At 37.7% G+C, this 10,999-nt stretch carries 4 protein-coding genes and 1 pseudogene; 4 read left to right on the top strand and 1 reads right to left on the bottom strand.

From position 1 onward, the window contains the following. The 4 genes and pseudogenes from C1642_RS19620 to C1642_RS14785 form a co-directional block, all read left to right on the top strand. Positions 1-992 (top strand): annotated as a pseudogene (locus tag C1642_RS19620) (TonB-dependent receptor); the annotation flags it as partial. A gap of 252 nt (positions 993-1,244) precedes the next feature. Further along, positions 1,245-3,575, top strand: coding sequence for a TonB-dependent receptor (locus tag C1642_RS14800; protein WP_005131896.1), 2,331 nt, complete (start codon positions 1,245-1,247; stop codon positions 3,573-3,575). A gap of 22 nt (positions 3,576-3,597) precedes the next feature. After that, on the top strand, positions 3,598-4,794 hold the full coding sequence (locus C1642_RS14795) for an LLM class flavin-dependent oxidoreductase (protein WP_057076290.1): 1,197 nt from the start codon (positions 3,598-3,600) through the stop codon (positions 4,792-4,794). Positions 4,795-5,719: 925 nt separating this feature from the next. Next, positions 5,720-7,981, top strand: coding sequence for an ATP-binding cassette domain-containing protein (locus C1642_RS14785; protein WP_103236509.1), 2,262 nt, complete (start codon positions 5,720-5,722; stop codon positions 7,979-7,981). A gap of 146 nt (positions 7,982-8,127) precedes the next feature. Here C1642_RS14785 and adeB read toward each other — a convergent pair. Then, positions 8,128-10,999: multidrug efflux RND transporter permease subunit AdeB (gene adeB / locus C1642_RS14780; RefSeq protein ID WP_228153919.1), on the bottom strand; the 2,872-nt coding region annotated here is incomplete at its 5' end.

The raw sequence follows: 10,999 nt of genomic DNA, 5'->3' as shown, positions 1-10,999 counted from the left end.
TTCCACCGAATGGAGGAGGTGCTGTCTATACGGGTTCTGGTTTCTGGGATACGTTGAGTGTATTCACTCAACAAAACTTTACCTTTAACGATGTATTCGGTATTAATTTAGGTATTAACCATAGTTCTGTAAGAGCAAAACTTGAAAACCCACTTGTTTTAACCCCAACAGATGTCCGTTCTTCGAGTGACAAATATAGTCTATTGAGCTATCAACTGAGTACGTTTATTAAGCCTACTGCGAAAAGCACACTCTATTTTACTTATGACAAAAGCACGGCATTAAATACGGGAGTATTTGGGCCTTTCTTGATTTGGGGCGCTGGAAATCAACTTAATCCTTTAGCTTTTGACAGTCAAAGTGAGCTAAAAGAAGTAGGATTTAAATATGAACCTATTACTGACCAGTTATTTTTAACCCTAAGTGGATTTGAACAAAAACGAGATTTATCGCCCGATACGAACGGAAATATGGCTCGCTTTGAAATAAAAGGTATTGAGTCATCATTAAGATGGCAACCTCAAAAAAATATAGCGATTGGGGGCAATTTCACTTATTTAGATGCTGAATACAGCTCTATTATACCTGCTAGTTTTTCACCATTTGGCTTTCATGCGGACAATGCTACGGTTTGGGGAGACAATAACGCTTTAAACCAACGTAAAGCCGGACGTTATGATGCAGCAGGAATTCCCAAATACTCTGCAAGTGCTTATGTAGATTACCAACATCAGTCTGGTTTTGGGGTTAACCTTTCGGGATGGTGGACAAGCTACTGGTACACAAACTTAAGTCAAACCGTGAAAGTACCGAATAACTATAATCTGGACTTAGGTCTTTATTATCGCCAGCCACAGTGGACGGTGGGCCTTAACATTCTTAACCTAACCAATGAACGAAATTTTGTGAATGGTTTGGCAGGAGCGAATAGTGAGTTTTTACAACCAATGCGACCTCTGACTGTACAAGGCCAATTTAGTTATAAATTTTAAAACTAATCAATCATTTCCAAGAATCTTAAAAAGCCATACGTCCGTATGGCTTTATTATTAATACCGGATATAAAACACGTTAAATCGTGAATGTTGAAATAACAACAATAATACCTTTCAGACTGTCTATCTATAAGCAGCATTGAATCATTTTTATTTTTAAATTTTTATTAAGTATTTGAAATTGTTTACATAAATTAAATGGCATAGAAGTTGCCAATATAAGAATTGATTTATTTAAATGGAGTCACCATGTTTAAGGTTACAAAAATTAGGCAGAGTATTTTAACTGCTATGTGGGGAGTAACGGCGAGTGTTTCGACATTAGCTTTAGCGAACGATGATGCTGATGCAATTCCTGCTGAGCAACAAGCTCAAGTGGTAAATGCTAAAGATGTAAAAAAACTAGGCGATGTCATCGTTACTGCACAATATCGTGCACAAAACATTCAAAAAGTTCCAACTGCAATTACAGCAGTTTCGGGTAAAGATTTGGCTGCGAAAGGCTCAACATTTATTGGCGATGTTTTAACTTATACGCCCAATGCAGCAGCTGAAAACCCAGATGGCGATAGCCGACCACGTTGGTATATTCGTGGTTTAGGAACTGGCGATGTTGCAGCCTCTACAGTTTTTCCAGTCGGTATTTATGCAGATGGGGTTTATTTAAATGCGCCTGTTGCTGGTGCTGGAGATTTATTCGATTTAGAACGTATTGAGGTTCTACGTGGTCCACAAGGCACGCTTTACGGTAAAAACACCACGGCTGGTGCGGTGAATTACATTTCACGAAAACCTGTTTTTACAGATAAACCGACTGGTTATGGAACAATAGGAATAGGTGACCATAATCTTCGTACTTTTGAAGGCGCCGTGAATGGGGCTATATCAGATAACGTTGCCGTGCGAGGAGCATTCTATTCAGAAGACCGCGATGGCTATGCAAAAAATTTAGCCAATGGTGAAAACTACGGGGATGTAGATAAAAAATCATTTCGCTTCCAGATATTAGGAAAAATTAATGATGATTGGAATGCTTTAGTCAATCTACATAGCCAAACTTATAATGGTCTTGGCAATAATGGCTCTTTAAGTATTGGAAAATACTGGGGTGTTTATGAAAGACCACAAGGCCGAGATACAAATTTAGATTTACCTGAAAGTAATAAAATCCAACATGATGGCGCTTCACTCACCTTAACAGGAGATTTAGGCGGCGGTCATACTTTTACATCCATTACAGCGTTTGATAAAACCACTCAAAAATCTATTTCTGATGGTGACTATACGCCTTACGATGTAGCAAGAAGCTATAGCGATAATGAGTGGCGCCAATATAGCCAAGAGTTTCGTGTTTCTTCTGATGCTGAAAAAAGACTCAGTTGGATCGCAGGTTTCCACTTCTTTAATGAAGACTTAGATTCAACAGGTGTAAGTGCGCGAGTAAATAAAACATTACCTAATGGCGCTCCAGCTCAGACTGCGGGAACACCAGCTTTTAGAGATATTACCTATAATCAGACGACACAAAGTTTTGCCTTGTTTGGTAACAGTACCTATAAATTTACCGATAAATTTAAAGTAACAGGTGGTCTACGTTGGACAAGTGAAGAAAAAGATATTGATCTAGATCTTGTTCAAATTACCTCAGGTGATTACACCAAAGGCAGTTGGTGGCAAAAGGATGGGTACAGTAATGCGGTTTATAACCCAGCGCCTAATGCAAATGGTTCAACAAGTCGTAAAAAGAGATGGAATGAGCTGACCTACGATATTACGCCAGAATATGAAATCACTCCTGATATCAACACATACTTCCGTTTTGCTCGAGGTTTCCGTTCAGGCGGTTTTAACACTGGACTTTCTAGTAGCCTGACGCAACTAGCAGATGTTAACCCTGAATATTTAAATAGCTACGAACTAGGCTTGAAGTCTAGCTTGTTACAAGGCAATTTAACGGCCAATGCCAATATTTTCTATTACGACTACAAAGATATTCAAACAAATTTATTGGTTGCGACAGAAGGACAAGGTGGAGGAGTAACCTCAGTTCTGGCAAATGGTCCTAAAGCAGAAGTAAAAGGTGCCGAATTAGAATTAGATTATTTAGCGACTGATAACTTACGCCTACGTTTTGCAGGCGCTTATTTAGACAGTGAATACACCGACTTTGTTGATAAAAACCCAGTAACCAATGTCGTAAATGCTGACAATACAGGTAACAGCTTGGTTCGTTCTCCAAAGTACACCATCGGTTTAGGGGGTGAATATACCTTTAATCTTGATAGTGGAGCACGAGTTATTGTGGGCACAGATGCAAAATATCGTGACCGTGAGTTTTTCTTAGTAAATCGTCAAGATTATTCTGTTGACCCAATCTTGAGTCAAAAAGGGTACACCTTATGGAACGCGAACGTTGGATATATCAGCGCAAATAATAAATACCAAGTTAATGCTTACGTTAAAAACTTGCTAGACGAAGAATATCAAGTTCATGGGCGACCAAATGGTCCTGCTGGACAATATGTCTTAACCTATGGAAACCCACGTCAAGTTGGTGTTTCTCTCACTGCAAAATTCTAAGCTTTGCTTTAAGGAGAAAATAATGGGAATTGAATTTTTTACACGTTTACCGCTTCATGGCGAAACAGAATTTTTACCCGGTGACCCACGTAATCGTGGTGATTGGGCCAATATTGAAAATGTTGAAAATACTGGAGCGGTTTCGAACTATGAAGTAGGTGACGATTTTACCTATATTGATTACTTAAGTCAGGTAGCACGGGCAGCAGAAATTAATGGTTTTGCTGGTGCACTCATGGTGAATGCACCAACGGGTGAAGAGCCTTGGACAGTATGTTCATTGCTGGCAAGAGAAACCAAAAAACTTAACTTTGTGACTGCATTTCAGGCCTATCATTTTAGTCCATATAATGCTGTACAAACTGCGGCAACTTATCAGCGTGCAACGGGTAATCGACTGGTTTGGAATATTATTAATGGCGGCTCGGAAGTCATCCAACGTCAAGTAGGCGATGACTTACCTCACGATGAACGTTATGCACGTGCTACAGAATTTCTAGATGTTGTAAAAGGATATTGGAATAATCCTTCATTTCACTATAAAGGGAAGTACTATTCGGCAGAAGGCGGTGGTCTAAAATATCCACTGAATAAAGCAAGTCTTCCCATTATTTGCACAGCAGGTTCTTCAGAGGCTGCTCGCGAGTTTGGAGCAAAACATGCCGACTATTATTTAATGCGAGCTGAAAAACCAGAAGAAATTGCCGCATTGATTGCAGACGTACGTGCTCGTGCAAAAAAGTATGGTCGTGAAAATATAAAATTTGGTCTATCAATCGATACCATTGCTCGCCGTACTGAACAAGAAGCATTGGCAGAGGCACAGCGCTTTCTCGATGAAGCCGCTGAAAAGCAACGTTTACACGCGGCAGCAGCCCATGCGGGTTTACGCTCAGCGCGCGTATTAAGCTTCGAAAAAGAGTATGCCGAAAAAGATGGCAGTAAAAATGTTAGCGACTTTTTCATCCATCCAAATGTTTGGTCTGGATTTGGATATATTGGTGTGCCACCTGGTGTTGCTTTGGTAGGGAGCTATCAACAGATTATTGAGCGTATTCAAGAATACAATAGCATTGGCATAGAGTTATTCTTTCTTGCAGGCTATCCACATCTTGAAGAGTCATACCGTCTTGGTGAACACGTTCTTCCACACTTTAAAAAGCAACGTGCTCGATTACAGCCTACAGTAGCTAGCCCAGAGTTTGATATTGCGCTTTAAAGTTTAAATGTTCTTTAAATAAGCCTGATTAGTAAGCTAGTTGGGCTTTTTAAATTTTTTGTTCCTTTCAATTTTCATGGGAAAAAGAAATTATGCATTTTTTTGATCACAGCCTTATGGGGATGGCCGAATGTTATTTTTATTCTTTAACTCAGTGGTTACAGATGATGACTAACCCTAAGAATCAAAAAGGTAAATTCCAAAGCTCAAACTTTATGGATTTCGCCATGTCACAGATATATTTAAAATTTAACAGTGATAATTCATGTGAGGTAATGAGCATAGAAAGAGTAGATAAGTAATTCTAAGAAAGAAGTAACAAGTTGAGTTAGTTTTTAAAAAATTATTTAAAAAACTGCATTTTCACTCAAATTCATAAAACAAAGTAAGCTTATGAAATATTTAAGATTTAATTTTCATAGTTAACAAGTTGAGTTAAATGTACGATAGAAATAACTAGGGATTAGTTGAAACTATATAACTGTTCGTATAATGTATATTATGTTAAATAAAAGATTTGGAAACCTACCATATATAAGGCTTTGCTACTCTGTATTGTTGCTCTAGCTACATTTGACCTTTACTGTAATCCACCACAAATTGATTAGTTCAATGTTCACTCCTAGACATGCAGCAAAACTTTATTTAATTTAATTCATAACAAATTTAAGAAATTCTCTATTACTTGTTTGGGTCAACCTTAACCCTATTAATCTAATTTAATCTGATAGCAAAATCTGACAACATGAATTTTATACAATGTGTTTATTTATAAAACTTGTTCTTCAGTGCCCTTATTGCTTATTGATATATGGAAAAGGCTTATAAGTTAAATATTTAAACTATTTTCTTAAGAAACATATACATCCTTCTCATCAATTTTACCTTATCTTTACGCTAAATCTTTGATTTCAAGTGATCACACATGACTAAAAGAACAATAAATATTTATGGTGCCAGACAAAATAACCTTAAAAATATTTCATTGAAGATTCCTAAACATAAAATCGTTGTCTTTACTGGAGTCTCCGGTTCAGGTAAATCTTCTTTAGTTTTCGAGACTATTGGCGCAGAAGCTCAAAGACAAATTAATGAAACTCAAGATAGTTTTGTACGTAATCGCTTGCAACATTTTGGTGTTACTGACGTTGATAAAATTGAAAATTTAAATGTACCTGTGATTATTAATCAAAAACCTTTAACGGGCAATATTCGCTCAACTGTTGCAACAATTACAGATATTTATGCCAATCTTCGCTTGTTATTTTCACGTATGGGTGAGCCGTTTGTTGGATACTCCAATGTCTTTTCTTTTAATCACCCAAATGGCATGTGTCCACAATGCGAAGGTATTGGAATCGAGCAAACAATTGATATTTACAAAATATTAGATTTAGATAAATCCTTAAATGAAGAAGGTGCTATAGACTTCCCTACTTATCAACCTACAGCATGGCGTTGGACGCGATATGCAGATTCAGGTTACTTTGATTTAGATAAAAAATTAAAAGATTATAGTGAAAAAGAATGGGACTTATTTTTGTATGCTCCTCAGCACAAACCTTTAAACCCGACAAGTAAATGGAGAAAAACCGCACTTTATGAAGGACTAATTCTCAGATTTGAGCGTAACTTTTTAAAAGGTGAAGCACAGGAAAGAAATCGTTATAGAAATAAACTTGAGCGAATTATTACAATCAAAGAATGCTCCTTATGTAAGGGACAACGGCTAAATCAAAAATCCTTATCTTGTAAAATTAATGGTAAAAATATTGCGGAATGTACGGCCCTATCCGTATCAAGTCTTTTAGAGTTTCTCGAATCGATAAAAAGTGAAAAATTTGAAACCATTTTGCACGAAATAAAAAATAAACTCAATAACTTAAATCTCGTTGGACTCAGCTATTTAAACCTTAACCGCGTCAGCAATACATTGTTGGGAGGAGAATCACAACGAATTAAAATGGTTAAACATTTGGGTAATAGTCTGGTTGACCTACTCTATATTTTTGATGAACCAAGTATTGGCCTGCACCCCAAAGATTTAGATAATATTATTAAAATTATTCAAAAAATTAGAGATAAGGGAAATAGTGTTTTATTGGTTGAACATGATCCTGATCTTATTAGAACAGCTGATCATGTCGTTGATATGGGGCCTCTTTCTGGTATTAACGGCGGTGAAATTATTTACCAAGGAACTTTTGAAGAATTAAAAAATTCATCAGGTTTAACAGATGCGTTTTTTAGAAGGCCAAATACCTATAAGAAAGAACCACGTATGGGCAATGAATGGATTTCAATTAAAAATGCTCATTTATTCAATTTAAAAAATATTGATGTCGACATTCCTAAGAACTGTCTAACCATTATTACAGGAGTCGCTGGTTCAGGAAAAAGCACATTAATAAGTAAAGTATTACCACAACAATATCCTGAAACAAAAGTTGTTGATCAATCTGCAATTACTGCAAGTATTCGCTCAAATTTATTGACCTATCTTGACCGTCTTGATCCGATTCGTCAGCTATTTGCAAAAACAAATAAAGTAAGTGCCAAGCTCTTTAGTTTTAATAGTGAAGGTGCTTGCCCTCAATGTAAAGGATCTGGTATCGAAAGGGTTGAACTTGCATTTTTAGATGATATTGAAATGACATGTGATGTTTGTCATGGTTCTGGATATGCACCTGAAGTTTTAAAATATCTTTATAAAGATAAAAATATTGCTGAAATTTTAAAAATGACGGTTGCAGAAGCAAGCAACTTTTTTGAAGATCGAATTTTACAGCAACAATTTAATTCTTTGATGAGTTTGGGGCTAGACTACATTGCAATCGGCCAACGCTTAAATACATTTTCGGGTGGTGAGCGTCAAAGGTTAAAACTCACAAAACAAATTAATGAAACAGATAATATTTTTGTATTGGATGAACCGAGTACAGGTCTACATCCTTCTGATACTGAAAAACTAATTAGTTTATTAAATAACTTAGATGAGAAAGGCAACACAGTCATTGTGATTGAACACAACTTAGACATCATAAGTCAAGCCGATTGGATTGTTGATATTGGTCCTTTGGCGGGTGACAAAGGTGGTGAATTGGTATTCTCAGGAACTGTTAGCGGTTTGCTTTCAGCAAAAAAATCTTTAACAGGTTATTATTTGAAAAAATATTTAGAGCTGTAAAAAATATAGGCTAGCCTGACTTTTTATATAAATTTAAAACCCAAAAGACCACAAATGGCTGACATTTATTAGTTAGTAATATTCTCTCATTCAGATCAGTAAAAATGCATCAGGGGAAATTGAGTATTTCCCCTGATGCATTGAACTTAAGATGAGATTTTTTTCTTAGAGGAAAATAGCTTTTCTACTGCACCCAGAATGAAGATAAAAAACACGGGAACAAAGAAAATCGCCAGAATGGTTGCTGAAATCATGCCACCAAAAACTCCTGTACCTAAAGCATGTTGAGTTTCAGAGCTTGCACCAGAAGCAATTACCAATGGAATTACACCACAGGTAAATGCAAGTGATGTCATCAGAATTGGCCGTAAGCGAAGTTTGGCTGCGGCAACAGTGGCTTCAATCAAACTCATGCCTTCTTCTTTCAGCATTTTCGCAAATTCAACAATCAAAATCGCATTCTTTGCCGATAGACCAATAATGGTAATTAGCCCGATTTTGAAGAACACATCATTCATTAACCCTCTAGACATAATGGCAATGATTGCTCCAAAAATACCGAGTGGCACAACTAGCATCACAGAAAGTGGAATTGCCCAGCTTTCATAGAGTGCAGCCAATACAAGGAAGACAACTAACATGGATAAACCAAGTAAAAAGGCCATTTGTGATTCAGACTGCTTTTCCTGTAACGAAATACCTGTCCACTCGTAGCCAATACCTTTCGGTAATTTCGCAATCAGTTGTTCCATTTCACGCATTGCTTCACCCGATGACGTATCGAAGTTAGGAATACCAGCAATACTCAAAGATGGTCGTCCGTTATAACGATTATATTGTTGTGGTGCCTTATTCCATTGTGGCGTTACAACTTCTGATAACGAGACTAATTGACCGCTTGAACCCATGACTTTCAGATTCAAGATATCTTTCAATTGCATACGTGATTTAGCCTCAACTTGTACAATGACTTGTTGCATACGTCCTTGATTAGGGAAGTCATTGATATACATTGAACCCATTGATGTAGAGATGATGTCTGAAACATCAGAAAACTTAACACCAAGTGCACTAAGCTTTTCACGGTCAATTTTTAAAGAAATATTGTCACCTTGTGGCAACCCTTCATTCCAAACCATATAGAACTTTTTATTCTTGGCTGCCATTGCCATAAGTTCATCTTGAGCAGCCAGTAAAGCAGGCATACCTAAGTTAGCGCGGTCTTGTAAACGTAAACTGAAACCTGAAAAAGTACCTAACTCATCAATAGCGGGTGGTAATACGGCCATGGTCTCACCTTCCGTACTGTTCGCCATAGAAGTATTAACGGCGCTTGTCATCTTAGATGCAGAGCTAGTCCGCTCTTTGAAATCTTTAAGTGTCGTAAAAGCCACAGCTACGTTTTGTCCTGCGCCACTAAAACCCCATCCCAAAATGGTGGTATTACTTTTTACATCGGGATTATCTTTCAAATTATTTTCAAATTGATTGACTACATTCCGAGTACGCTCTGCGGTTGCATCTGAAGGTAGCTGGAACGAAGTCATGAACCAGCCTTGATCTTCCTCTGGCATAAATGCTGTTGGCCAATATTTCATTCCGGCAAAGGTAATACCGGTAATTACTAAAAAGATCACCATCATTGGAACTGTATGTTTGATGATTTTAAGCAGCATCAATTCATACTTTTTAGTGACTTTATCGAAACTACGGTCAAACCATGCAAAGAAGCCCTTCTTCTGATGATGCCCATCGATTGGCTTTAAGATCGTGGCACAAAGTGCCGGTGTTAAAATAAGTGCCAATAGCGCTGAAAATAAAATAGATACCGACATGGTCAAGGTAAACTGTTTATAGATTACCCCTACAGAACCACTCGCAAATGCCATAGGTAAAAATACTGCCGCCAATACCAGCGTAATACCAATAATCGGGCTGGTAATCTCTTTCATTGCTTTAGAGGTTGCATCTTTAGGATTTAATCCTTCAGTCGCCATAATCCTTTCGACGTTTTCAACTACGACAATGGCATCGTCGACAATAATCCCGATGGCAAGCACCATACCGAACATGGTGAGTACGTTAATTGAAAAGCCGGCAAGCAACATCACGGTAAAAGTACCGAGTAAGGCAATAGGCGCCACAATTGCTGGAATAAGCGTATAGCGGACATTATGTAAAAACAGATACATCACAATGAAAACCAGAACCATGGCTTCAAGTAATGTATGAATTACCTTTTCAATTGAAATTTTGACAAACGGCGCGGTGTCGTAAGGAATACTAAACTCCATGCCTTCCGGTAAATTTAGCTTCAATTCTTCAATTTTTGCTCGAACACCTTCGGCAGTTTTCACGGCGTTAGCACCCGGGCTTAATTGAATTGCTGCCGCGGTAGCAGGCTTACCATTTTCCAAAATGGCAAAGTTATATGCTTGTGAACCTATTTCTACATTGGCAACATCAGATAACTTAATTACGCTACCGTTAGTTTTACTTTTTAAGCTGATATTTTTAAATTGCTCGAGACTAGACAATTGCCCTTGAGCCGACAACGGAATAGTAATGAGCTGGCCTTTTTCAGCTGGTAAATCACCAAGTCGGCCGGGTGCAATTTCGACATTATTTTCACGAATGGCATTATTCACATCACTAATCGATAAACCGTAAGAAACAAGCTTATTCGGGTCGACCCAAATACGCATAGCTTTCTCGGCACCAAAAGATTGAACCTTCCCTACACCTTCGACACGTTTTAGCTCTTCTACAACATTTCGAACCAAATAATCACTCAAATCAACTTCGGAATATTGATTATTTGGAGAGTTAATCCCGACCAGCATTAAAAATCCGGACGATGAAGCCTCAACCTGTAAACCTTGCTGACGTACAACTTGCGGTAAGCGAGCTTCTACAGCCTTGATTTTATTTTGAACGTCAACCTGAGCCATTTCCACATCTGTGCCTGGTTTAAACGTAGCCGTAATCTCTGCTGTACCGGAGGTATCTGTTGTCGCA

It is taken from the genome of Acinetobacter sp. AKBS16, from assembly GCF_002899995.1.
Taxonomy (GTDB): Bacteria; Pseudomonadota; Gammaproteobacteria; order Pseudomonadales; family Moraxellaceae; genus Acinetobacter; species Acinetobacter baumannii.
This window is presented reverse-complemented; position numbering and strand designations above follow the sequence as displayed.

Coding starts and splice junctions, on each gene's coding strand:
- C1642_RS14800 (WP_005131896.1), top strand. CDS start 1,245: ATGTTTAAGGTTACAAAAATTAGGCAGAGTATTTTAACTGCTATGTGG.
- C1642_RS14795 (WP_057076290.1), top strand. CDS start 3,598: ATGGGAATTGAATTTTTTACACGTTTACCGCTTCATGGCGAAACAGAA.
- C1642_RS14785 (WP_103236509.1), top strand. CDS start 5,720: ATGACTAAAAGAACAATAAATATTTATGGTGCCAGACAAAATAACCTT.